Origin of the sequence: Rhodopseudomonas rhenobacensis, from assembly GCF_014203125.1 — a bacterium.
GTDB lineage: Bacteria > Pseudomonadota > Alphaproteobacteria > Rhizobiales > Xanthobacteraceae > Rhodopseudomonas_A > Rhodopseudomonas_A rhenobacensis.
In genome coordinates this window covers 90,050-115,343 of the sequence record NZ_JACHIH010000003.1, presented here as the reverse complement: position 1 = coordinate 115,343, position 25,294 = coordinate 90,050, and the positions used below count along the sequence as shown (strand labels likewise).

Annotated in this window: 13 protein-coding genes; 8 read left to right on the top strand and 5 right to left on the bottom strand. The window is 67.6% G+C overall.

Annotated features, from left to right (window positions below):
- Window positions 1–5: 5 nt before the first annotated feature.
- Window positions 6–854, bottom strand: coding sequence for a thioesterase II family protein (locus tag HNR60_RS04055; RefSeq protein WP_347339304.1), 849 nt, complete (start codon window positions 852–854; stop codon window positions 6–8).
- Window positions 855–1,018: 164 nt separating this feature from the next.
- Here HNR60_RS04055 and HNR60_RS04050 point away from each other — a divergent pair, with 164 nt between their 5' ends.
- The 8 genes from HNR60_RS04050 to HNR60_RS04015 all read left to right on the top strand — a co-directional run bounded on the left by HNR60_RS04050 (window position 1,019) and on the right by HNR60_RS04015 (window position 19,618).
- The gene (locus HNR60_RS04050; RefSeq protein ID WP_184254569.1) at window positions 1,019–1,885 is read left to right on the top strand and encodes a phytanoyl-CoA dioxygenase family protein; all 867 of its coding nucleotides are present in this window, start codon (window positions 1,019–1,021) and stop codon (window positions 1,883–1,885) included.
- 509 nt (window positions 1,886–2,394) lie between these two features.
- On the top strand, window positions 2,395–2,637 hold the full coding sequence (locus tag HNR60_RS04045) for an antibiotic biosynthesis monooxygenase family protein (protein ID WP_041802982.1): 243 nt from the start codon (window positions 2,395–2,397) through the stop codon (window positions 2,635–2,637).
- 208 nt (window positions 2,638–2,845) lie between these two features.
- A complete protein-coding gene (locus HNR60_RS04040) occupies window positions 2,846–6,010 on the top strand; it encodes a non-ribosomal peptide synthetase (protein WP_347339303.1) in 3,165 nt (1,054 codons plus the stop codon).
- Window positions 6,011–6,038: 28 nt separating this feature from the next.
- On the top strand, window positions 6,039–12,965 hold the full coding sequence (locus HNR60_RS04035; protein WP_184254567.1) for a non-ribosomal peptide synthetase: 6,927 nt from the start codon (window positions 6,039–6,041) through the stop codon (window positions 12,963–12,965).
- Between the two features lie 8 nt (window positions 12,966–12,973).
- Window positions 12,974–14,635 (top strand): efflux transporter outer membrane subunit, encoded by a 1,662-nt coding sequence (locus HNR60_RS04030; protein WP_184254565.1) that lies wholly within the window; start codon window positions 12,974–12,976, stop codon window positions 14,633–14,635.
- Window positions 14,632–15,744, top strand: a complete 1,113-nt coding sequence (locus HNR60_RS04025; RefSeq protein WP_184254563.1) for an efflux RND transporter periplasmic adaptor subunit — start codon at window positions 14,632–14,634, stop codon at window positions 15,742–15,744. The genes HNR60_RS04030 and HNR60_RS04025 overlap by 4 nt, the downstream gene beginning before the upstream one ends.
- Before the next feature lie 12 nt (window positions 15,745–15,756).
- Window positions 15,757–18,822, top strand: a complete 3,066-nt coding sequence (locus HNR60_RS04020) for an efflux RND transporter permease subunit (RefSeq protein ID WP_184254561.1) — start codon at window positions 15,757–15,759, stop codon at window positions 18,820–18,822.
- Between the two features lies 1 nt (window position 18,823).
- On the top strand, window positions 18,824–19,618 hold the full coding sequence (locus HNR60_RS04015) for a 4'-phosphopantetheinyl transferase family protein (RefSeq protein WP_184254559.1): 795 nt from the start codon (window positions 18,824–18,826) through the stop codon (window positions 19,616–19,618).
- A 91-nt stretch (window positions 19,619–19,709) separates the two neighbouring features.
- Here HNR60_RS04015 and HNR60_RS04010 read toward each other — a convergent pair whose 3' ends face one another.
- From HNR60_RS04010 to fdhF, 4 genes are read right to left on the bottom strand one after another with little or no spacing between them, the layout of a single operon-like run.
- Window positions 19,710–21,356 carry an OFA family MFS transporter gene (locus tag HNR60_RS04010; protein WP_184254557.1) on the bottom strand — a complete coding sequence of 549 codons (1,647 nt, stop codon included), beginning with the start codon at window positions 21,354–21,356 and terminating at the stop codon, window positions 19,710–19,712.
- A gap of 51 nt (window positions 21,357–21,407) precedes the next feature.
- Window positions 21,408–21,626, bottom strand: coding sequence for a formate dehydrogenase subunit delta (locus HNR60_RS04005; protein ID WP_184254555.1), 219 nt, complete (start codon window positions 21,624–21,626; stop codon window positions 21,408–21,410).
- Window positions 21,616–22,434: a formate dehydrogenase accessory sulfurtransferase FdhD gene (gene fdhD, locus HNR60_RS04000; protein WP_184254552.1), complete on the bottom strand. Its 819-nt coding sequence runs from the start codon at window positions 22,432–22,434 to the stop codon at window positions 21,616–21,618. The genes HNR60_RS04005 and fdhD overlap by 11 nt, the downstream gene beginning before the upstream one ends.
- A 9-nt stretch (window positions 22,435–22,443) precedes the next feature.
- A complete protein-coding gene (gene fdhF / locus HNR60_RS03995; protein WP_184254549.1) occupies window positions 22,444–25,290 on the bottom strand; it encodes a formate dehydrogenase subunit alpha in 2,847 nt (948 codons plus the stop codon).
- Window positions 25,291–25,294 lie beyond the last annotated feature (4 nt).

Below are 25,294 nucleotides of genomic sequence, written 5' to 3'. Positions count from 1 at the left end.
CGACCTCAGGATTTCTGTGCTGACTGGTGAATGGATCGCCCGGCCAACGCCGGTTCGGGTGGCGAGGAAACAGCGCGCGTGGCCGCGATCAGCCCGCTCACAAGGTTGGCGAGAGCGGATGGCGCGGCGGTCCAGGGAAAGTGTCCCGAGTCGAGCGCGCAGAACCGGACCGGGCCTGCGCAGACGTCGCGCCACGCTTGGTATTCCTGGTCGGACACCGACGGATCGGCGAGCAGCCGGATCACCGACAGCGCGCTGCGCAGCGGCTGCGCATCGCCGATCCGGTAGGTCTCGCAAGCCGCGATGTCCGCGCGCAATTCCGCTTCCTGCGTTTCGCCGAGCAGATCGTCGAGGTCCGGCCCGACGGCGCCGAAGCAGTCGCGCAACTCGGCCAACAACACCGCACGGGGCAGTCGGTGCAGCGGTGCGTCGCACGGTGGCCGGCTCGGCGAACGAAATCCCGAGACGACAAGATGCAGCCGCTGGGGGACGGGAGCGTCGAGCCGCTCCAGCGCAACCGCCGTCTCGAAGGCGAGCAAGGCGCCGAAACTGTTTCCCAGCAGCGTCAGCCCGGCATGTCGATCGCCCAATGCCAGCGCGATCTCTTCGGCCAAGGCAGCGGCGATCCGTCTTGGACCCGCAACCGGCCCACCGACCTCTTGTCGCGGCACCGCCACCGTGGCGATGGCCAGATGATCAGGCAGTGCGGCTGCGAGGCCCATGCAGGACAGCACGCTGCCGCCCGCATGCGGAAAGCAGACCACCACCGGTGCGTCCGCGATCGGCCGGATCCAGTGCAGGATCGCGGGCGCGTGGTCGGATTGGATGTTCGGCCTCGACAAAATCGTCGTCACGAGACGGATCGCGGCTGGACAGTGCGCTGCGATGCGCCGCATCTTGCGTGCGTCGTGTTCGATGCCCGCTCGGCAGCACGCCCGGCGCTTCGCTCTGCCGGTGGTCGCCCGCGAGCCGGCACCCCGAACCCGATGTTTTGCCGCGAAAGATTGCAGGAGGTTGCATGCCGAATCCGACCGCGGCTATTGGCGACGACATGATCCAGGCGCTCGACCGCGACGGCGCGATCTGCCTGCGCGGCGCCTTCGCACAGCACTGGGTCGAGCTTGCGGCGGAAGGCATCCGGCGCAATCGCGAGACCCCGAGCCCGATGTTCCAGAGTTTTTCGCCCGAGGGCGAGGGCGCGTTTCAGTCCGACATCTGGTCGCGCCGGATCATCCCGCAGTTCGAAACCTTCGCGCTGGAGTCGCCGGCCGCCGCGATCGCCGCCCGCTGCCTGCGCACCGGCACCGTCCGACTGCTGCAGGACACCTGGTTCTCCAAGAGTCCCGGCACGCAGGCGCGCACGCCCTGGCACCATGACAATGTCGTGCTCGGACCGTTCTGCTCGGTCTGGGTCACGCTCGACCGGATTCCGCGCCAAGCCGCGCTTGAATTCGTGCGCGGCTCGCACCGCTGGAATCAGCTGTTCATGCCGGCCAATTTCTTCGAGAGCGCCGAGAGCGACCTGCCGGCGGTGGAAGAATTCTACGCCCGCTACCATGGGCAGTTCGATATCGCGGCGCGCGAAACGTTCTCCCGCGTGCCCGACATCGAGGCGCGCCGCGAGGACTACGACATCCTGAGCTGGGACATGGAGCCAGGCGATTGCCTGGTCTTCCACGCCAGGACGCTGCATGGCTCCGCGGGCAATAGCCTGACGCACGACAGCCGCCGCATGGTCACGCGCTGGGTCGACGAAACTGCGGTGCTTGCGCCTCACGGCCGTACCGTGGTCGATCGGCTGCTGGCCGAGGGATTCGAGGTGGATCTCGCCGTCGGCGCGCCGATCCGCGGCAATCTGTTTCCGGTCGTCTCGCCATTCGCCTGAGGGAGAACGGGATCTGCGGGGCGGGCGCCTGGCTGGTGCTGCGTTGGTCACGAGCCCGGCAGGCGCACGCCGATCGCCGCCAAGCGGCCACGCTCCGCCCCCGCGCGTGATCGGACGTTCCCCATCCGCACGACGGATTCGGCGCCACGCTGAGTTCGGATCCGCCATTCCCATCCCCTGTTCGGAGGCCCACCGACCCATCGCGGTAAGGCGGCTTGCGTTATCAACATACCGCGACACTCTGCATGCCAGGCGTGATTCGCAATTGATAGTTGATCGTTTTAGCAAGACACAATTTTTAATTGCTTTATTTATCTTTTGAAATGATTACGTGAAAATACTGATAATAAAAGAAAATATCCCAGTTGCGATTCAGTTTCTCTAGCTGTAAGCCGGCTTCTACAACTTTTGATGGAGGAATCGCCATGGCTAATATGTTTATGACAATCTCCCGTTGTCACGTGAAGGCTGGCAGCGAGAAGGACGCGCGCGCGCTTCTCGAAAAGGAAATGCTTCCTACCGACGGCAAGAAGCCGAAGGACGTCATCGAAGGTCTGGTCGGCTTTGGACTGATGAAGTCCAAGAAGGACCCGTCGATGTATGGCGTCGCCACGGTGTGGGAAAGCGAAGCTGCTTTCGACAAGATGTCCACCAATCCGCGGGCCAAGGACGGCGGCGGAATCGTCGAGAAGCTGCAGAAGCTTTGCGACGGCGACATCAAGGGCGAAGGCTTCTACATCGAAAGCCTCTGACGATTCCGGCGGCGGTCGATGACCGCCGCCAACTATCGCGCAAGTCGCTCGCAAATGCTGGTATCAAGATGCCAGGTTGCGGGTCGGGTGGTGATTCGCGCGCGACCGACACGTCGCGGCGCGAGGGCGATTCCAGGCATTTCGGCGCGGAATCATGACTTGAGGTCGACCACAGTTTCTTCCCGCCTGTGACGTGCGAACAGGCCGCGTGCGCTGCATTCTGCTTTTCAAAGGCAAATCATTGGCCCGAGGTCCGATCGAAGACATCTACGGCCTGACCGATATGCAGCGCGCGATGCTGGTGCGCTGCGCCAGCTATCCCGATCAACCTCTCTACATGGGCCAATGGTGGGCGCTGCTGACCAGCCCGCTCGATGCCGCTGGGTTTTGCGCCGCATGGGCGGCCGTGGTGACACGCCACGCGGCGCTGCGGACCGGCTTTCATTGGGAGCTCAAGGGCGCGCCGACTCAGATGGTCCTTGCCGCCCCGGCCTTCGAGGTGCAGCGAATCGACTGGACCGCGCAGGACGACTGGCGCTCCGCCCTTGATGCTCTGCTGGCGGATGATCGCGCCCACCCGTTCGATGTGCGGCGACCGCCGTTGATGCGGGTTCGGCTGCTGACGCTGGCGCCGGAGCGCCATTTGCTGGTGTGGACGCGCCATCATCTCACGGTCGATGGCTGGTCGCTGGGCGACATCCTGGATGAGGTGCTGACGCTTTACCGAGGCGGAGCAATTCCGCCCGCCGTTTCCTTCCGCCGCTATGTCGAATGGTGGCAGGGCCGCGATGTCGCTGCCGCGAACCGGCATTGGAGCGCGGTGCTGGCCGGCTATGCGCCGGACACCGTGATCCGCAGCTCCGCGATATCGGCGCCGCGCATCGGCGAGGTGGCGAGCGTACTTCCCGCCGATGTTGCCGAACGCCTCGATCAGGTCGCGCGAGCCGAGCGACTGACACTGAGCACGCTGCTGGAAGGCGCGTGGGCCCTCGTCCTGGCGCGCAGCAGCGGTGCCGACGACGTGGTGTTCGGTTGCGTGGAGACGGTGCGTCCGCCGGAACTGCTGGGCGATCGCTCGACCCATATGGTCGGACCGCAGATCGGCGTGCTGCCGAGCCGCGTCCACCGCGACACCACGCCGCTGCGGCAATGGCTGGCCGAACTCCAGCGCGCCCGCGCCGCGGGCCGCGAGGCTGGGCCGCTGGGCCTCGACACCATGCGCGAGTTGCTCGGCCTGCCGAGCGATGCGCTGCCGCTGCGCAGCCTGATCGCGGTTCAGACCTATCCGCTGGCGCTCGCCACGGCGTTCCGGGCGGCCGGCCTAGAGATCGCCGCCAGCGGCGACGTCACGCTGCCGGACATGCCGCTCAATCTGATGGTGGAGATCGGCGAAAACTTCGAGCTCCGCCTGATGTTCGACCACCAGCACGTCTCGGCTGAGGAGGGGCGCCAACTTCTCGACATGCTCGCGACCGCTCTGCGGCTGCTACCCGCCCAGCTCGACGCCGCGGCGAACACGCTCGACTTGATGCCGGAGCCGCTGCAGACGCGTATTGAAGCCGCGCTGCAAGGCCGGGCGCTGCCCACACCGGCGGGCACGGTGCTGGATCTGATTCTCGCGCAGATGAGCGCGCAGCCGGACGCGCCTGCGATCCGGGCGAACGGCCGTGTCTGGTCGTATGCAGAGCTCGGCGCCCGTGCCGCCGCGCTTGCGACGCGGCTTGCTACTGCCGGTGTGCAGCCCGGCGCGCGTGTCGCCGTGATGCTCGATCATGGCCCGGAGGCGGTCGCCGCCGTCCTCGGCATTATGTGGAGCGGCGCGGCCTATGTGCCGCTCGATCCCGATGCGCCGGCCGAGCGGCGGTCGATGATCCTTGTCAGCGCCGGCGTCGCGGCGGTGGTGACCCGCCGCGCGTCGGCCGCAGCATTTTCCGGCATCGCCACGATCATGGTGGAGGACATCGCGCCGGAATCGTCTGCTCTGGAAACGATGAAGCGACCGGCGGCTTCGGATGAGGCCTATGTGATCTTCACCTCCGGCTCCACCGGGCGGCCGAAGGGCGTCAGCGTCGGCCACGACAATCTGCGCTATCACGTCGCCGCCAGCGCGGCGGAGAATGCCGACCTGCCGATCGCGCGTTTCCTGCTGACGTTCCCGTTGTTTTTCGACGGATCGGTGACCGGACTGTTCTGCACCCTGTGCGACGGCGGCACGCTGGTGATGCCCGATGCCGCCGCGTCGCGCGATGTCGATGCGCTGGTCGCGCTGATCCGCAGCGCCGACGCGACCCATGTCTGCATGACGCCGTCGCTGTGGGCGATGCTGCTCGACGCCGCCGGCCCGCAGGGTTTTCCCGGCGTGCGCATGGCCAAGGTGGCTGCCGAGCCTTGCCCACCGGCGCTGGTAGCAGCTCATGCGCGCGGTGCACCGCATGCCGTGCTGTGCAACGAATACGGGCCTACCGAAGCGACCGTCTGGGTTTGCGTCGAGCGCTGTCGGCCGGAGACCACCGGCACCAGCGTCGCGATCGGCCATCCTATCCCCGGCACCTACCTGCATGTGGTCGATTGCGAAGGGCGGCCTTGCCCGTTCGGAACGGTCGGCGAACTGATTATCTCCGGGCCGGCGGTGGCGCGGGCCTATGTGGGCGCAGCGCTGGGCATCGACTTGCGGACTACGCTTTTGGGTGGCACGACGTATCGCACCGGTGATCAGGTCTCACTCGGCTTCGATGGGCGGCTGTCGTTCCATGGCCGTCGCGACCGACAGGTCAAAGTCGCCGGCTATCGGATCGAGCCCGGCGAGATCGAAGCGGCGCTGCAGACCCAGCCGGGCATTCTGGAAGCCGCCGTGGTGGTCGAACAGACCGACGGGCAGCCGGCGCGCCTGGTGGCGCATCTCGGCGCCGGATCCGACACGCCCGGTGACGCCGAGTTGCGCCGGCAACTCGCCACAAAACTTCCCGCCTACATGATCCCGCAAGCCTTCGTGCGACATCGACGCCTGCCGCGCATTGCGAGCGGAAAAGTCGACACCATGGCTTTGCCTCGCGCCACCCTGTCCGAGGCCAGTGAAGCCCCGCCGCAAGGGCCTCTGGAGACATCGCTGGCCGCGATCTGGAGCGAACTGCTCGGTGGCGCCAGGGTCAGCCGCCACGACCATTTCTTTGCGCTTGGCGGCAGCTCGCTGCTCGCCATGCGGATGATCGCCCGGGTGCGCCGGGATCTCGCGCTTCCGGCAACGCTGGCGGACCTGTTCGAGGCGCCGCAACTGTCCGCGCTGGCGGACCGGCTGAATGCGGCCTCGGACAAGGTCGCCCCGGGCCCCGCCTTGACGGTGCGTCCACGCACCCGGGTGGAGCTACCAACTTGACCGTCGCCCCACCGCCGGGATGCCGCTGATGGCGAACGGCTACATCGCGGGGCTGTCGTTCGGCCAACGCCAGATCCGGATCGCGGAGCTGTTGCGGCCGGGACGGACGCTGTTCGCGATGCCGCTGCTCGTGCGCATCTCCGGCCAGGTCGATGTTGACGCACTACGCGCCGCGCTGGATGCGGTGGTGCGGCGCCATGATGTTTTGCGCGCGGCCTTTCCGCTGGTGGACGGCGCGCCGGTGCAGACCGTGGCCGATGACGGCTCGTTCCCCTCGCCGGCAGTTCAAACCGAACTCCGCTTTGCCAGCGACGCCTTCGAGGCGGAACTGCGGGTGCGGGCGCAGGCCATGGTGGACGAGCCGTTCGATCTGTCGGCCGGGCCGCTCGCCCGGTTCTGCCTGCTCATGGCGTCGGATGCCGGCGCCGCATTGGTGGCGGTGTTTCATCACATCGTCTGCGATGGCGCCTCGCTCGAGCTGTTTCTAAGCGACCTGACCGGCACCTATGACGACGTGCTGTCGGGACGCAGCGACACCCGCCCCGCTCTGCCGCTGCAATTTCCCGATTTCGCCGATTGGGAGCAGGAGCACGCCGCCGGCCCCGCTTCGGACGCCGCCATGGCGGCGTGGCGCGAGGCCCTGCGCGGCGCCCCGGCGCGGCTCGACCTGCCCTATGACCGGCGGCCGGGCGAAAATGATAGCGCCGGCTCGGCTCAGGCGCATCTGCATGTGCCAGGCGACGTGTCTGCAGGCCTCGCGGCTTTGGCGCGGCTCCACAACAGCAGCGAATTCAGCCTGTATCTCGCTGTGCTGTTCGTCGTGCTGCGGCGATGGAGCGGCCTGGACGATCTCGTCGTCACCATTCCGGCCTCCAAGCGCGATCGCCCCGAACTCGCGGAACTGATCGGCCTGATGGTCGACACCTTGCCGATCCGGGCGGTGGTGGGCGCAGATGCGCGCTTCCCAGCACTGCTTGCCGACGTGCGGGATGCGTTGCGCGCCGCGATGGCGCATCGCGACCTGCCGTTCGAACGGATCGTGGAGGCGAGCGGCGTCGAGCGGCACGGCGAGGCGGCGCCCTTTATGCAAGTGCTATTCGGAGCCGCAGAGACACCGCCTGCTCCCATCACCGCGCAGGACGGCACGCGTTTCGAGATCCTGCCGGAACAGCTCGAGCAGCAAGCCAAGGCGGAGCTGTCGCTGGTCTATGCCGCCTCGGACGACGGCCTGCGGCTGTGGTGCCGCTATGACGCCAACCTGTTCGAGGCCGAAACCATCGACGCCCTGCTCGGCTGGTTCGGCCGCATCGCCGCAGCGCTGGCTGCGCAGCCGGAGCAATCAGTCCTGGAAATTCCGCTGCTCTCGCCGGTGGACGGCGCGGCGCTGATTGGTCGCTTCAACATCAGCGCGCTTCCCTACGAGCGCGACGCCAGCGCCATCGATCTGTTCTTTCGGGATGCGGCGCTGCATCCCGACGCGGTCGCTATCGAAGACAACGGCATCTCGTCGACCTACGGCGAACTCGCCGCGCGGGTGCGCCGGCTGGCCACCATACTCGCCGCGGAGGGAGTAGCGGCCGGCGACGTGATCATCGTTGCGCTGCCGGTCTCGGCGGCGCTGATCGAGGCGCAACTGGCGGTGCTGGCGCTGGGCGCCGCCTATGCGCCGCTCGATCCGTCGTATCCTGCCGAGCAGCGCGACCTCCGCGCCAGCTGCGCCGGAGCCCGCCACGCGATCGTGCTCGACACCGCGCTGGACATACCGGGATGCACCACGCTGCACTGGAGCAGGCTGCTGGCCGATGCCGAGACCGCAGATCCGCATCCGGGATGTGCGGTGGACGCGGCAAGTCCCGCCTATGTGATGTTCACCTCCGGCTCCACTGGCGCGCCCAAGGCGGTGTGCGTGCCGCATCGCGCCATCGTGCGTCTTTCGCGCGCGCGCGGCCTCGCGGCGCCGGGGCTGCGCGCCGCGGTCTATTCGAATCCCGCCTTCGATGCCTCGACGCTGGAGATCTGGCTTCCGTTGCTCAATGGCGGCACGCTGCTGCCGGTGGATCGCACATTGGTGATGGACCCGCGCGCGCTGCGGCTGTTCCTGGCCGAGGCGCGGATTTCGCTGCTGTGGGTCACCGCCGGCCTGTTCCAGCAGATCGCCGCCATCGACCCCTCCGCTTTTGCCGGCCAGCGCCTCGTCGTCACCGGCGGTGACGTGGTCAATCCGGTCGCGGCGCGGGCGGTTCTGGCGGCCGGCCGCGAGCAGGGACTCGTTCTACTCAATGGCTACGGCCCGACCGAAAACACCACCTTCAGCACCAGCTTCGATATCGACGGCCTGCGCGACGACGAGCTGAGCATCCCGATCGGCACGCCGATCTCCAACAGCACCGCCTATCTGCTGGACCCCGCCGGCCGGCCGCTGCCGCCGGGCCTCGTGGGCGAGATCTGGGTCGGCGGCGACGGGCTGGCGCTGGGCTACATGGGCGACGCGGAGCTGACCGCCGAGCGCTTTCGCCCGGATCCGTTCGCGTCCGCTGCCGATGCGCGGATGTATCGCACCGGCGACCTCGGCCGCTGGCGACCGGACGGCAACATCGTGTTCCTCGGCCGCGCCGACAAGCAGGTGAAGATCCGCGGCTTTCGCGTGGAGCTCGGTGAGATCGAAGCGATGCTGGCGCTGCATCCCGCCGTCGGAGCCGCGGCGGTGATCGCCCCCCGTCGGGCGAGCGGCGCTCGCGACCTCGTGGCCTACGTCACTGCAAAACCGGGCGCGGCGCTCACCGCAGCGGAGCTACGCAACTATCTGCAGGAGCGCCTGCCGCGGCAGCTCTTGCCGCAGGCCTATGCCATTCTGGACCGTCTGCCGCTGACTGCGAACGGCAAGGTCGATCCGCGCGCGCTGCCGCCGGTCGACGTCACCGATACACAGTCCGACGCACTCGTCGAACCCCGCACGCCCGAAGAACGAATTCTCGCCCGGATCTGGGGCGATCTGCTCGGCCATGGGCCGGTCGGCGTGCAGGACAATTTCTTCCATGTCGGCGGCGATTCGATCCTCACCATCCGGCTGGTCGCGCGCGCCTATGAGGCCGGCCTCGACATCGAGCTGAAGCACGTCTTCGAGCAGCCGACCATCGAGGGTCTCGCCGCCATCGCGATCCGCCGCAAGCGGGCGGTGCAGGCAGAGAGCCATGGCGCCCGCCTGAGCGTCGAGCTGGTCGCCGCCGCCTGTGACGACCGCAATCCGTGCCGCTTCGTCAGCATCGCGGTGGGGCCGAAGGTCTCCGCCGTGGATGTCGGCTATGCGATCCAGCGCCTGGCCGAGCGGCACGACGCGCTTCGCTTCGTCGTCGTGGAGGATGCGAGCGGACGTTCCATCGCCGTCTCGGATTTTCTGCCCGCAGTGCCGGTGCGCTTTGTCGACGTCCCTGCCGGGACGCTCGACGATTTCGAGCGCTGGATCGCGGAGACCAGCAGCCGGCTGTCGCGCGGCATCGACCTCGCGGCCGGCGTCACCATCGCGGCCACGCTGGTGAAGCAGGAGAGTTCGTCGGGCGCCGGCTGCACCGTCGTGCTCGCCTTGCACGAGGCGGTGGCCGACGACCGCGCGCTGCTGCTGCTCGCAACGGAGCTCGAAACCGCCCTGGCGGCGGGCCCTGACAGCGCGTGTCCGGCGGCTCCGCCGCTGAGCTTTTCGCATTGGCTCGGTTGGCTCGCGGGCTATGCGGCGAGCTCCGTGGTGCGCGAAGCGGCGATGGCCTGCGAAGCCGCGCAGGTCGATGCTCCGCCGGTCCTGCTTGATGCGACGGATCCCTCGGTGGCTCGGGCGCATCTGCTGTTGGACGGCGGCACGTCGCGGATCTTGCTGGAGGACCTGCCGGGCCGGCTCCGCGTCGCGCTGCTGGACGTGTTGCTGGTCGCTCTCGGCGAGGCGCTGGGCGGCGCTGCGGCCATCGAGGTCATCGACGGCCGCCGCACCCTGCCCGAGGGGGCGCCGGGAGCGGCCGGTCTGATCGCCAATCTGGATGCCGTGCTGCCGCTACGCGCCTGCGCGCCCGGGCGCGCGCTCGGCCTTCGCCTGCGCGACGCCAAGTCAGCGCGGCAACGCGCCGAACCGCTGGGCCTTGCCTTCAACGCGGTGCGGTCGGCGTTCCGGCTGGCTCAAGCGTCGATCGGCCTGGCCATCCTGCCGGCCCCGGCGCAGGACCCGGCAATCCGGCTGCATCCTCACACCCCGGTCTTCTCCCCCTCGGTCCGCGCCAGCCTGACGGCGCGGGTGACAGGGGGGCGCATCGCTCTCGCCTGGTCGGGGGCGTCTGCGGCCCAGGCGCCGGAGACGATTCTGCAAGAAATCGCCGGCACGCTCCTCGCGATCGCCAGCTGGGCCCGGGAGCAAAAGGCTCCGCTGCTGACGCCCGAGGACTTTCCGCTCGCCGGTCTCGACGCCGCGACGCTGGACCGCGTGGCGGGAACGGCTACCGACATCGAGGACATCTATCCGCTGTCGCCGATGCAGCAATCGATGCTGCTGCATTCGCTGAGCCGGCAAGACTCGGTGGTGAATTTCGAGCAGAGCTGCATGCGGTTTCGCGGCCCGCTCGACATTACCGCTTTGCGCAAGGCCTGGACGCTGGTGTTCGACCGCCATCCGGTGCTGCGCACGGTGTTTTGCTGGCGCGAATTGAGCCGTCCGCTGCAACTCGTCCGCCGATTAGCCCGTCCGCCCGTGGAGCTGGAGAGCTGGCCCGCCTTCAGCGCCGAGCGGCTCGAGCAGCGTCTGGCGCAGGACCGCGCTGTCGGCTTCGACCTCGAAGCCGGTCCGCTCGCACGCCTGATCCTGATCCGCGTCAGCGCCAGCGAGTCCTACCTGATCGCCAGCTTCCACCACATGCTGGCAGACGGCTGGTGCCTCGCCCAGCTGGAGCGGGAGGCGCGTTCTGCCTACGAGGCGTTCCGCCGCGGCATCCCGCCAGCGCTGCCGTCGCCGGCGCGCTTTCGCGATTTCATCGCCTGGAGCGGCACGGTCGAACGGGCCGGGAGGCGCGAGGCCTTCGTGCCGCTGCTCGAAGCAGTGCCGTCGCAGCCGGCGCTTTGTCCGCCCGGTAACGGGGCGGCGTCCTACGTCACCGTTCGGCGGCAGCTGTCGGCGCAGGACAGCAAGGCGCTACGCGATCTGTCGCGGCGACGCGGACTCACCATCGCGGCGCTGGCGCATCTGGCCTGGGGCCTGTGGTCGGCGGCGCGGCGCGGCTGCTGCGACACCGTGTTTTGCACCACGGTGTCTGGCCGGCCGCCGCAGGTGCCGGGCGTGGAGCAGATGGTCGGCCTGTTCATCAACAACCTGCCGGTGCGGCTGCGGTTCGATGCCGGCAGCGCGGTGCTTGGCCTCGCGGAAGACATGCAGCGGCAGATCGCAGCGCTGCAGAGTCAGGCGCAGGTCTCGCTGACGGACATCGTCGAGGCGGCCGGCCTCGGCGATCGCGCATCGGATTTGTTCGATACGCTGCTGGTGGTGGAAAATATGCCGTCCGGCTCCGACGCCTGGACCGGCGCGGGCGGGCTGCGGGTGGACAGTGTCTACAACGCATTGAAGTCCGCCTACAGCCTCACCGGCGTGGTGGTGCCCGGCGAGCGCGTCGGCCTGTCGATGGTGCTGCCGGACACCGACGGCATCGCCGAAGCGACCGGCGAGCGGATGATCGATGAATTCGCTGCCGTGTTCGCCGCGCTGCCCGGCGCCATCGATCGGTCGGTGTTGACCATGCCGCTGCCCGCTGCCGCTCCCGCCGCTCGCGCGATCGCCATGAAGCCCAGCGAGGCCGCCGACAGCGACGCACCGATTCCGCTCCGCCCGCGCCGTCCGGACTCATCCGAGCAGGCCGTTCTCGACGTGCTGTCGAGCATCATCGGCCGCCGACTGGGCCTCGCGGAAGATGTTCTGGCGACCGGGTTGACATCGCTCGGCCTCGCGACCGCCGCGGCTCGCCTGTCTGTGAGCCTCGGACGGCCGGTGCCGGTCACCGCGCTGATCGAGCATCGCAGCGCCGCGGCGCTGGCCCGTGCCTTGACAACAGTCGCGGTCTGGGATGCCGTGGTGCCGCTCACCGCCGGGCGCGGCGAGCCTTTCGTCTGCGTGCATCCGATCGCCGGCGATGTCAGCGCTTTCCTCGACCTCGCCCGTGCCTTTCCGCCGACAACACCATTCTGGGCGCTGCAGGCGCCCGGGCTGGAGCCCGGACAGCAGGCGCCCGGCTCGATGGCGGCGCTGGCTGCGGCCAATCTCGCCGCGCTGGCCCGCCGCGGCCATGCCGCCCCGCGGCTGCTGGGCGGCTATTCGTTCGGCGGCATCGTCGCCTATGAGATGGCGTGCCAGCTCGCCGCGCGCGGCACGCCGCCCGAACGCCTCGTCATCATCGACACGCCCGCTCCGCTCGGCAGCCACTCCATCCTGCCGCGCGACCCCGATCGCGCCGAGGCGGAATGGCTGCTGCGAATGGCCGGCGTGCGCGCACGACACCACGGCACGGCGTTGCGCCTTGGTATCGACGACCTGCTGCCGCTCGACACCGAAGCCCGTTTTGAGTTTGCTACGGCGCGGATGCTGGACGCCGGACTGATCGCCCCGGAATCGGATGCCGCCTGGCTCGGCCGCAGCTATCGCGCCAGCCGCGCGCTCTATGATGCGTTCCTGGCCTATGCCCCCGCACCGGGCGCGCCGCGCGATCTGCCGATGTACTTGGTGCGGGCCTCGTCGCTGCGCGGCGGCGACCTCAGCGAAACCGATAGAGCCATCGTGTCGGCGCCCGACATGGGCTGGTCCCGCCTGGTCGATGGCATTCGCGGTGTGCGCACGATCCAGGGCGATCATGTGTCGATGCTGTCAGGGACGGCTGCCGCACAGACGGCCGCGGCGATCGCCGGCTTTCTCGCCCGCCCACGCGCTGCGTTCGGATAGGATCACGCATGGGAGCACCAGCGATTCGCCACAGAGGAAACAACGAGCACAGCTCAGGTCGATGCGGCTTAGCTCCGGCCGCGCCGCTCCGGCGGATCTGGGCGGTCGCGGGCTCGCTGCTGCTCTCCGGCTGCATGGTGGGGCCCGACTTTGAACCGCCGCTGCCGCCGGATGTGAGCGGCTACACCCCGCAGGCCGGGTTGCGGCCGGCGATGGCAAGCGAGATCACCGGCAGCGCGTCGCAGCGGTTTGTGGATGGCCTCGAAATCGGCGGGCAATGGTGGCGGGAGTTCAACTCTCCGCAGATCAACGCCTTCGTCGAGGAGGCGGTGCACAACCACCCGACTGTGCGGGCCGCCCAATATGCGCTGCGCGCGGCGCGTGAAACCGCGCTGCAGACCCGGGGCGCGCTGGCGCCGCAGATCGCAGGCGTCGGATCGGCGACACGCCAGCAGGTGCCCGCCGCCGCCGGCGGCACCACCGGCGCGCCGTCGATCTACAACCTCTACTACGCGACGGTGAATGTCAGCTACACGCTCGATGTGTTCGGCGGTCTGCGGCGGCAGGTCGAATCCGCCGAAGCGCTGGCGCAGTATCGGCGGTTCGAGATGGAGGCGACCTATCTGGCCCTGACCGCCAATGTGGTGACCTCCGCGATCTCGGACGCCTCGCTGCGGGCGCAGATCGCGGCCTCGCAGGCCATCATCAAGGCACAGACCGATCAGCTGCAGCGCGTGCAGCGGCAGTTCGAAGTGGGTGCCAACTCGCAGGCCGAAGTGCTCGCCCAGCGCGCGACGCTGGCGCAGACCCAGGCAACGCTGCCACCGCTGCAGAAGCAATTAGCTCAGGGCCGCAATCAGCTGATGGCCTATCTCGGCCGGCTCCCCAGCCAGGACCGCGGCGAGAGCGTGAATCTGTCGAGCCTGCGGCTGCCGCGCAAGCTGCCGGTGAGTTTGCCGGCGCATCTGGTGCGGCAGCGGCCGGATATCCGGCAGGCCGAGGCGACGCTGCATCAGGCGGCGGCGCTGGTCGGCGTCAACATCGCTAACCTGCTGCCGCAATTCACCATTACGCCCTCGGCGGGAACCGACGCGCTCACCGTCGGGCAGCTGTTCACGCCGCAAAGCGCCGCCTTCACCCTTGCGGCAAACCTGGGGCAGAAGCTGGTCGACGGCGGCCAGGCCTATCGCACCAAGGAGGCCAGCGTCGCCAGCTTCGAGCAGGACTACGCGCTCTACCAAGGTACCATCATCACCGCCTTCCAGAACGTGGCGGACGCGCTGCGCGCCGTGCAATTCGATGCAGCCACGCTCCGCGCCCAGTCGTTGGCGGAGAAAGCCGCGCTGGACAGCCTGACCATGGCGCAGGAGCAGTTCAAGTCCGGCGCGATCGGCTACGCCATCATCATCACCGCGCAGCAGACCTACCAGAACGCCGTCATCTTGCGGATCCAGGCTCAGGCGATGCGCTATGCCGACACCGTGGCGCTGTTCCAGGCGTTGGGCGGCGGATGGTGGCATCGCTTCGACGAAACCCGGGAGGCGTTCCCGCGCAACGGCGGTTACTTCCAGGGACCGGACGGCCCCGCGCTGTCCGCAACCCGAGACGGCGTGATCAACGAACCCGCGCCATCGCCGGCGCCCGACCCCGAGATGGAGCGCCCCCGGTGAGTAAAAAGAGTGTCATCGGGTTGCTTGCGGTCGCGCTGCTGGCGGGAGCATCGTACTACGTCGTCAAGCACGGCATCCCCGGCCGTCACGCCCCGGCGCATCGCGGCGCGCCGGCGCAGACGGTGGCGGCGCAGACCGCTCAGATGCAGACCTGGCAACCGGCCATGGAACTGGTCGGAGAGCTGCGCGCCTCCAAGGGCGCGGATCTCGCGCTGCAAGTCTCCGGCATCGTGCAATCGCTGTCGTTCGAATCCGGCGACACCGTGCAGGCCGGCGCGCCGCTGCTGCGGCTGGTCGCCGACGACCAGGCCGCCAAGCTCGACTCGCTCAAGGCCACCGCTGAAGTGAACGCCCTGATCCTGAAGCGCGACACCGAGCAGCTCAAGATCAAGGCCGTGAGCCAGGCCACGGTGGACAATGACGAAGCGAATCTCAAGAACGCCAAGGCTCTGGTGGCGCAACAGCAGGCGCTGGTCGCGCAATACAGCCTGACGGCGGCCTTTGCGGGACGTCTCGGAATCCGCGGCGTCGATCTCGGCCAATATCTCAGCGCCGGCACGACGATCGTCACGCTGCAGGCGCTCGATCCCTTGTTCGCCGATTTCTTCGTGCCGCAACAATTCTTCGGCCGCCTGAAGGTTGGGCAGCCGACGAAAGTGAAGGTCGACTCGTTTCCCGGGCAGGAGTTCGCCGCCGCCGTCAGCGCCATCAACGCCAAGGTCGAGACCGGGAGCCGCAATGTGAAAGTGCGCGCGGTGTTGAACAACCCGGACGGGCGGCTGGTGCCCGGCATGTTCGCCAAGGTCGCGCTCGAGATCGACGCGGCCGAAAAATTCGTGACGCTGCCGCAGACCGCCATCGTCTCCAATCCCTACGGTTCGACCGTGTTCGTATTGGACAAGGGCGCCGACGGCAAAGGCCTGGTGGCGCGGGAGACCTTCGTCAAGCTCGGGCAGGCGCGCGGCGACTTCGTCGCCGTCGTCTCCGGATTGAAGGAAGGCGAGACGGTGGTGGTGGCCGGCCAGATCAAGCTGCGCAACGGCACGCCGGTGGTGATCGACAACAACAACATTCCCGAGGCCAAGCTCGATCCCAAAGTGTCGGACTGACAGGAGCGGACGATGCCCATCACCGACCTTTTCGTGCGGCGCCCGGTGCTCTCGCTGGTGGTGAGCGCGCTGATCCTGGTGATCGGCCTGCGCGCGATGTTCTCGCTGCCGATCCTGCAATATCCGCAGATGCAGAACGGCGTGGTGACGATCACCACCACCTATGCGGGCGCCGATTCCGACATCATCGCGGGCTTCATCACCTCGCCGCTGGAGAATGTGATCGCCCAGGCCAACGGCATCGACACCATGACCTCGTCGAGCCAGACCGGGGTCAGCGCGATCACCGTGCATCTGCGGCTGAACTACGACAGCGGCAATGCGCTGACCGAGATCAGCACCAAGGTGAGCTCGGTGCTGAATCAGTTGCCGGCCGGCACCCAGCAGCCGATCCTCGCGCTGAAGATGGGCGCCACCATCGATGCGATGTACATCGCCTTTTCCAGCACGGTGCTGGCCGAGAACGAGGTGACGGATTACGTCGCCCGCGTGGTGCAGCCGAAGCTGCAGGCGGTGGCCGGCGTGCAGGTGGCGGAAATCCTCGGCGGCAAGAACTTCGCGCTGCGCGCCTGGCTCGATCCGGACAAGATGGCCTCGCTCGGCCTCACCGCCACCGACGTGGCGAGCGCGCTCAAGACCAACGACTACATCTCCGGCGTCGGCACCACCAAGGGCCGGCTGGTTCAGGTCAAACTGTCCGCCGCCACCAACATGCAGTCGGTGCAGGCGTTTCGCGACCTCATCATCAAGACCGTCGGCGGCGCCGTGATCCGCCTGAAGGACGTGGCGAACGTCTCGCTGGGCAGCGACGACTACGACTCCCGGACCAGCTTCAACGGCAAGTCCGCGGTCTATATCGGCATCCAGGTCGCCCCCTCGGCCAATCTGCTCGATGTGATTCAGGGTGTGCGGCAGACGCTGCCCGGCATCCTCTCGGACCTGCCCAGCGGCCTGTCCGGCACCGTGCTTTACGACGCCACGCAGTTCGTCAACACCTCGATCCGGGAGGTGGTGATCTCGCTGTTCGAGGCGGCCTTGATCGTCACCCTCGTAGTGTTTGCGTTCCTCGGATCATGGCGCTCGGTGTTCATCCCGATCGTCGCCATCCCGCTGTCGCTGATCGGCAGCTTCGCGCTGATGCTGGTGCTCGGCTTCTCCATCAACCTGCTGACGCTGCTTGCCCTGGTGCTCGCGATCGGTCTGGTGGTGGACGACGCCATCATCGTGGTGGAGGGTGTCAACCGCCATATGGAGCTCGGCCTGAAGCCGATCGACGCCGCGATCACCGCGGCGCGCGAACTGTCCGGTCCGATCATCGCGATGACCGCGGTGCTGATCGCGGTCTATGTGCCGGTCGGTTTCCAGGGCGGGCTGACCGGCTCGCTGTTCACGGAATTTGCCTTCACGCTGGTGGCGGCCGTGCTGGTGTCGGCGGTGGTGGCGCTGACGCTGTCGCCGATGAGCTGCGCCCATCTGCTCGCACCGCACGATCCGTCGGCGCGCACGCTTGAGGCCCGCATGGTGCGCGGCATCGACGGCGCCATGAGGTCCGTCACCGGGGCCTATCGCACCGCGCTGACCGCCTCGCTGCGGCTGTTGCCGCTGACCATCCTGTTCGGCGCCGTGGTGCTGACGAGCGTTACTTGGCTGTATTCCCACTCGACCTCGCAGCTCGCGCCGCCGGAGGACCAGGGCGTGATCCTGACCATGATGTCGGCGGCGCCGAACGCCACGCTGGAGCAGCGCGAAACCTATGTGCAGCAGATCTACGGCATTCTCGACAAGCGGCCGGAGACCGACCTGGTGTTCCAGATCGACATGCCCGGTCAGGTGATCGGCGGCTGGGTGCTGAAACCCTGGGACCAGCGCAGCCAGTCGGCCTTGGCGCTCGCTCCCTTGATCCAGCAGGAGTTCAACAAGATCGCCGGGGTGCGGGTGGCCGCCTTTCAGTTGCCGCCGCTGCCGGGCTCGAGCGGGCTGCCGATCCAGTTCGTGCTGAAATCCAACGATTCCTATGCGCGGCTCTATCAGGCGTCGGAGAACTTCCTCAGCGAAGCCATGAAAAGCGGCAAGTTCATCTTTCTCGACGGCGACATGAAGATCGACCAGCCGCACGCCAGCATCCATTTCGACCGCGACAAGGTGGCGTCGCTCGGCCTGACCATGACCGACGTCGGCGCTGCGATGTCGACCATGCTGGGGGGCAGCTACGCGAATTATTTCGACCTCGGCGGACGATCGTACAAGGTGATCCCGCAGGTGATGCAGCAGCATCGGCTCAACACCGACCAATTGCTGAACTACTATATCCGGGCCGCGGACGGCACCTCCGTCCCGCTCTCCACCATCGCCCGGATCGAGATGAAGACGGTGCCGCAGTCGCTCAACCATTTTCAGCAGCTCAACGCCTCGACCATCTCCGGCATCGCCATGCCGGGCGTGTCGGACGGCGACGCGCTGGCCGAGTTGCGGGCGGTCGCCGCCCGGGCGCTGCCGTCGGGATACAGTTACGACTACGCGGGGTCGTCACGGCAGCTGGAGAACGAATCCAACGGCTTCGTCACCACCTTCGCGCTGGCGCTGTTGATCATCTTCCTGGTGCTGGCGGCGCTGTTCAACAGCTTCCGCGATCCGCTGGTGATCCTGGTCTCGGTGCCGATGTCGCTCGCCGGAGCACTGTTCTTCATCTGGCTCGGCGTCGGCGGCGCCAGCATCAACATCTACACCCAGGTCGGGCTGGTGACGCTGATGGGCCTGGTCAGCAAGCACGGCATCCTGATGGTGGAGGTGGCCAACACTTTGCGCGAGGAAGGCCGCAGCAAGCACGATGCCATCATCGAGGCGGCCACCATCCGGCTGCGCGCGATCCTGATGACGACGGCCGCGATGGTGCTGGGCGTGACGCCGCTGATCGTCGCCACCGGGGCCGGCGCCAATTCGCGCTTCAACATGGGCCTGGTGATCGCCACGGGTCTGGCGATCGGCACGCTGTTCACCCTGTTCGTGGTGCCGGCGTTCTATCTGCTGCTCAGCCACCGCGACCAGCCGGAGCCGGCGCCGGCCGTGGCGTCGGCCTGAGATGATGGCGTCCGGCGCAGCGTTTCCAGGAATCGAGCGGGGCGCAACCTTCGTGTTGCACGAAGGCAGCCGCACGCTCAGCTGCGCGGCTTCGCTGGTGGCCGCACCGCTGGCAGCGCTGGAGGCCGACGCGCGCGACGTCCTCGGTCCCGACGAACAGGCGCTGCTGACCGACCGCCTCGCGCCAAGCCGCCGGCAGTCTTTCCTCGCCGGGCGACGCGCGGCCAAGACCGCTTTGAGCGTTCTCGCGCCGGGCGTTTCCCTCCGCGAGATCAGCGTGCTGCCGGGCCTGCTGCAGCAGCCGGTGGCGGTCGTGCCGGGCCGGTCGAATCTGCAGGTCACGCTGTCGCACGCCGGCACCGCGGCGATTGCCGTGGCGCACCCCGAGGCGTGTCCCATGGGGGTCGACCTCGAACGCGCCGCGCCGGAAGCGCAATCCGCCCTCGGCGAGCAGACCACGCCCCGCGAACGGGCGCTGGCGCAGGCCGTGCTGCCTTACGACGAGCATCAGCGCCTGCTGCTGCTGTGGTGCCTCAAGGAAGCGCTCTCCAAGGCGCTGCGTTGCGGGTTGACGGTGCCGTTCCGGCTGCTCGAGGTTGCGAGCCTTGTGCCGCTGCCAGGCGGCGTGCGCGCCCGCTTTGAAAATTTCACCCAATACGAGGGCATCGCGTTCTGCGAAGCTCCCTTCACTTTGGCATTAGTGCTGCCGCACAGCGTGCGATGGCAGAGCACTGATGCAGCCGATTCTCCTCAGATCCTTCGCGAGTGGCTCAGCGACGTCGCTGCCGTTGGATGATGATCCACCGGATTGAGAGGGGCGGGATCGGCTTTCGACGATCCCACCTGCCGGGCCGGCGTTGCCGCCGCCCCGGCCGTCTCGCGCTCGATCAGAAGATCTTGATCGCGTTCTGCAGCGTGATCCACACGCCCCAGGCCAGCGGAATCCCGACGAACGCCCAGAACGCCGCGGTGCGGGCATCGAGGCCGCCCTTGCCGATGCCGTGCGAGCCGCCGCTCGCCACGGTGGCGCCCTTGGCCTGCAGCGCCAGCACCTCCTCCGGCTTCATGAACCACTTGTCGGCGAGCGGCCGCACCAGCGCGTTGCAAATCAGTCCCAGCACCAGCATCCCGGCCAGGATGTACATGGTGAAGTCGTAGACCTGTGCGCGCTCCACGCCGGCCGCGATCTGCGCCTCGCGGATGTAGTTCACCACCACCGGGCCGATGATGCCCGCGGTGGCCCAGGCGGTCAGCAGCCGGCCGTGGATGGCGCCGACGAACTGGGTGCCGAAGATATCGGCGAGATAGGCCGGCACGGTGGCGAAGCCGCCGCCATACATCGACAGGATCACCGCGAAGGCGGCCACGAACAGCACCTTGCTGCCCATCGCCGCAAACGTCGGGATCGCCGCGTAGAGCAGGATGCCGAGCACGAAGAAGGTGTAGTAGGTGTTCTTGCGGCCGATATGATCCGACAGCGAGGCCCAGAAGAATCGCCCGGCGATATTGAACAGCGACAACAGCCCGGTGAAGCCCGCAGCGATCGCCGCGATCGCGGTCTTCTGTTCGACCGAGAGCTGGTTGAAACTCAGCTCAGGCAATCCGATCAGCTTGCCGGCGAAGATCTCCTGCAGCATCGGCGAGGCCATGCCGATCACGCCGATGCCGGCAGAGACGTTGAGGCACAGCACCGCCCAGATCATCCAGAACTGCCGGGTCTTGTGGGCGTCGCGCAGATGCACCTGATGCGCCGTGATATAGGCGTTGGCTTTTTCCGGCGGGGTCCAGCCGTCGGGGCGCCAGTTCGCCGGCGTAATCCGGTAGCTGAACGCGCCGATCATCATGAACACGAAATAGATCGCAGCCATCGCCAGGAAGGTCTGCCAGACGCCGACGTCGGTCGGGGTCTTGAAGTAATTCAGCAGCATGTTGGCGAGCGGGGCGCCGATCATCGCGCCGCCGCCGAAGCCCATGATCGCCATGCCGGTGGCCATGCCGCGGCGATCCGGAAACCAGCGCACCAGCGTCGAGACCGGCGAGATGTAGCCGAGCCCAAGCCCAATGCCGCCGAGCACGCCGGAGCCGAGCCACAGCAGCCACAATTGGTGGGTGTAGATGCCGATCGCGCCCAGCACCAGGCCGCCGCACCAGCACAGCGCCGAGACGAAGCCGGCCTTGCGCGGGCCGGAACGTTCCAGCCAGCCGCCCCAGATCGCCGCGGAGACGCCGAGCAGCACGAAGAACAGCGTGTACATCCAGCCCAGACTCGCCACCCGCCAGTCGCAGCTGGTGGTGACCAGCTCCTGGAAGATGCTCATGTCGGTGCAGACCTTCGGCGCGTTGATGCCGACGGCGCGCGACAGCGGCAGCCAGAACACGCTGAAGCCATAGGCCATGCCGATGCACAGATGGATGCAGAGTGCGGCCGGCGGCACCAGCCAGCGATTGTAGCCGGCCTGCGCGATGATCCGCTCGCGGTCGAGTAGTCCCGGCCTTGCGCCGGAAATTTTGCGCGCACCTTCGATCGTGGTCATGAGTGTCCCTCCCCTGCAGCCGCCCTTGGTGGGTCGGTCTGTCGTTACTCGTTAGCTCGGTGGCGGCCTCAGCGCCTCCACCGCGTCGCGCACCTGCGGATCGAGGCCGGCGCCGCCGGCCTCCAGATGTTTGAGGATCGCCTGGCGCATCCGCGGATCCCAGAATTTTCGGATGTGTTCGGCGGTGCCGGCCACCGCCATGTCGGGGCCCTGGCTGCGGAAGAAGGTGCCAATCTGGTTGGCCATGTGGACCAATCGATCAGGCGACATCGGCGGCTTCTCCTGGCGCAATGCGGTCGTGATGGGTGAACACTTCGAACCCATCGGCGCGGGCGATCGCGGCGAGCGTGATGCCGGCGGTCTCCGCCATCCGGATCGCCAGCGCGGTCGGCGCCGACACCGAGACGATCACCGGCGCGCCGATCGCCGCGGTCTTTTGTACCATCTCAACCGAGACCCGGCTGGTCAAGACCACCATGCCGTCGGCGGCTGCGATCGACTGCCGCGCCATCGCGCCGGCAAGCTTATCAAGCGCATTGTGGCGGCCGACGTCCTCGCGCAATGCCGCAATGCCGCGCGACGGCGACCAGAACGCCGCGGCGTGCACCGCGCGGGTCTCGACGTTGAGCGCTTGCAGCGCCGGCACCGCCTGCATCGCCGCCATGATCTGCTGCGGCGAAAACTGCCGCTGCGTTGCGACGATCGCCGCCGGGCGCAGCGCCTGGGTGATCGAATCGATGCCGCACAGCCCGCAGCCGGTGGGGCCTGCGATATTGCGCCGCCGCGCGCTGAGCCGCTGCGCGATCTCGCCCGACAGCCACATCCGCAGCTCGATGCCGTTGTCGAGCATCACCACCTCGAGCGACTGGATCTCGGCGGCCGAGCTCACAATGCCTTCGCTCAGGCTGAAGCCGACCGCGAAATCCTCCAGATCGCGCGGCGTCGCCATCATCACCGCGTAGCTACCGCCATTATAGGTCAGCGCCACCGCGGTCTCTTCCGGCACCGCGCGGCTACCTTGCGTAAAGCCGCTGTCGCGCCAGATCCGTCGGGAGACGTGTTGAACGGGGTCGTGCACCAAGGGCTGTTACTCCGCGGCTTCGATGCTGGAGGCGATGCGGCGCGCCTGGCGGGCCTGCTTGTCATAGGCTTTCTGCCACTCCGACGGACCGTTCGACGGCGCCACCTGCACCGCGGTGACCTTGTATTCCGGGCAATTGGTGGCCCAGTCGGAATACTCAGTGGTGATCACGTTGGCCTGGGTGTCGGGGTGATGGAAGGTGGTGTAGACGACGCCCGGCGCGACGCGCTCGGTGATCAGCGCGCGCAGCGTGGTTTCGCCGGCGCGGCTCGCCAGCCGCACCCAATCGCCATCCCGGACGCCGCGCTGCTCGGCGTCGTGCGGATGGATCTCCAGCCGATCCTCGTCGTGCCACACCACATTGGCGGTGCGCCTGGTCTGCGCGCCGACATTGTACTGGCTGAGAATCCGCCCGGTGGTCAGCAGCAGCGGATAGCGCGGCCCGGTGCGCTCGTCGGTGGCGACATATTCGGTGATGACGAATTTGCCCTTGCCGCGGACGAAGTGATCGATGTGCATCACCGGGGTGCCCTCCGGCGCATTGTCGTTGCACGGCCACTGGATCGAGCCGAGCTCGTCGAGACGGGCGTAGGAGACGCCCGCGAAGGTCGGCGTCAACGCCGCGATCTCGTCCATGATCTGCGAGGGATGCTCGTAGCTCATCGGATAGCCCATCGCCTTGGCCAGTTCCAGCGTGACCTGCCAGTCTTCCAAGCCGTTGCGCGGCGTCATCACCTTGCGGACGCGCTGGATGCGGCGCTCGGCATTGGTGAAGGTGCCGTTCTTTTCCAGGAAGGTCGAGCCCGGCAGAAAGATATGCGCGTAGTTGGCGGTCTCGTTGAGGAACAGGTCGTGGACGATGACGCATTCCATCGCCTCGAGCCCGGCGGCGACGTGCTTGGTGTTGGGATCGGATTGCAAAATATCTTCGCCCTGCACGTAGAGCGCCTTGAACGAGCCGTCGACCGCGGCGTCGAGCATGTTGGGAATCCGCAGGCCCGGCTCCTTGTTGAGATGCACGCCCCACAGCGCCTCGAAACTCTCGCGCACCGAATCGGTGCCGATATGCCGATAGCCCGGCAGTTCGTGCGGAAACGAGCCCATGTCGCAGGCGCCCTGCACGTTGTTCTGGCCGCGCAAAGGATTCACGCCGACGCCGGGCCGGCCGATATTGCCGGTGGCCATCGCCAGATTGGCGATCGCCATCACGGTGGTCGAGCCCTGGCTGTGCTCGGTGACGCCGAGCCCGTAATAGATCGCGCCGTTGCCGCCGGTGGCGAACAGCCGCGCCGCCTGGCGCAGCTCGGTCGGATCGACGCCGGTCGCTCCTTGGGTCTGCTCCGGGCTGTTCTGCGGCAGCGCCGCGAAGCTGGCCCAGCCCTCGAACTCGTCCCAATCGCAGCGCTCGCGCACGAAGGCCTCGTCGACCAACCCTTCGGTGACGATGACATGCGCCATCGCGGTCAGCACCGCGACGTTGGTGCCGGGCTTCAGCGGCAGATGATGCGCCGCCTCGACCCGCGCCGAGCGCACGATGTCGGTGCGGCGCGGATCGACCACGATCAGCTTGGCGCCGGCCCGCAGCCGCTTCTTCAAGCGCGAGGCGAACACCGGATGGCCGTCGGTCGGGTTGGCGCCGATGATCAGCACCACGTCGGTGTGCTCGACGGAATCGAAATCCTGCGTCCCGGCCGAGGTGCCGAAAGTGGTGGAGAGGCCGTAGCCGGTCGGCGAATGGCACACCCGGGCGCAGGTATCGACATTGTTGTTGCCGAAGCCGGCGCGGATCAGCTTCTGCACCAGGAAGGTCTCTTCGTTGGTGCAGCGCGACGAGGTGATGCCGCCGACTGCGTCGCGGCCGTATTTCGCCTGGATCCGCTTGAACGCCGAGGCGGCGTAGGAAAACGCCTCGTCCCATGACACTTCGCGCCACGGATCGGTGATGCGTTCGCGGATCATCGGGTTGAGGATGCGCTCCTTGTGGGTGGCGTAGCCCCAGGCGAAGCGGCCCTTGACGCAGGAATGGCCGCGATTGGCCTTGCCGTCCTTGTAGGGCAGCATCCGCACCACTTCCTCGCCGCGCATTTCCGCCTTGAACGAGCAGCCGACGCCGCAATAGGCGCAGGTGGTCACCACCGAATGCTCCGGCGCGCCAATCTCGATGATCGATTTTTCGTTCAACGTCGCGGTCGGGCAGGCCTGCACGCAGGCGCCGCAGGACACGCATTCGGAGCCGAGGAAACTCTCCTGCATCCCCGCCGACACCACCGAGCCGAAGCCGCGGCCGGCGATGGTCAGCGCGAAGGTGCCCTGGACGTCCTCGCAGGCCCGCACGCAGCGCGAGCAGACGATGCATTTCGAGGCGTCAAAGGTGAAGTACGGATTGGAGTCGTCGACGCCCGGATTGGGATGAGTCTCGCCCTTATAGCCATAGCGCACGTCGCGCAGGCCGACCGCGCCGGCCATGTCCTGCAATTCGCAATCGCCATTGGCCGAACAGGTCAGGCAGTCGAGCGGATGGTCGGAGATGTAGAGCTCCATCACGCCCTTGCGTAGCGCCTTCAGGCGCTCGGTCTGGGTGCGGACGGAAATGCCTTCCGCCACCGGCGTGGTGCAGGACGCCGGCGTGCCGTTGCGGCCTTCCACTTCGACGAGGCACAGCCGGCACGAGCCGAACGCGTCCATCATGTCGGTGGCGCAGAGCTTGGGAATTTGCGTTCCGATCTGCATCGCCGCGCGCATGATCGAAGTGCCTTCCGGCACGGTGACGCTCTGGCCGTCGATCGACAGCGTCACCATGGTCTGCGAGGGAGAGCGCGGCGTGCCGAAATCGATTTCGTGAATCAGCGACATGATG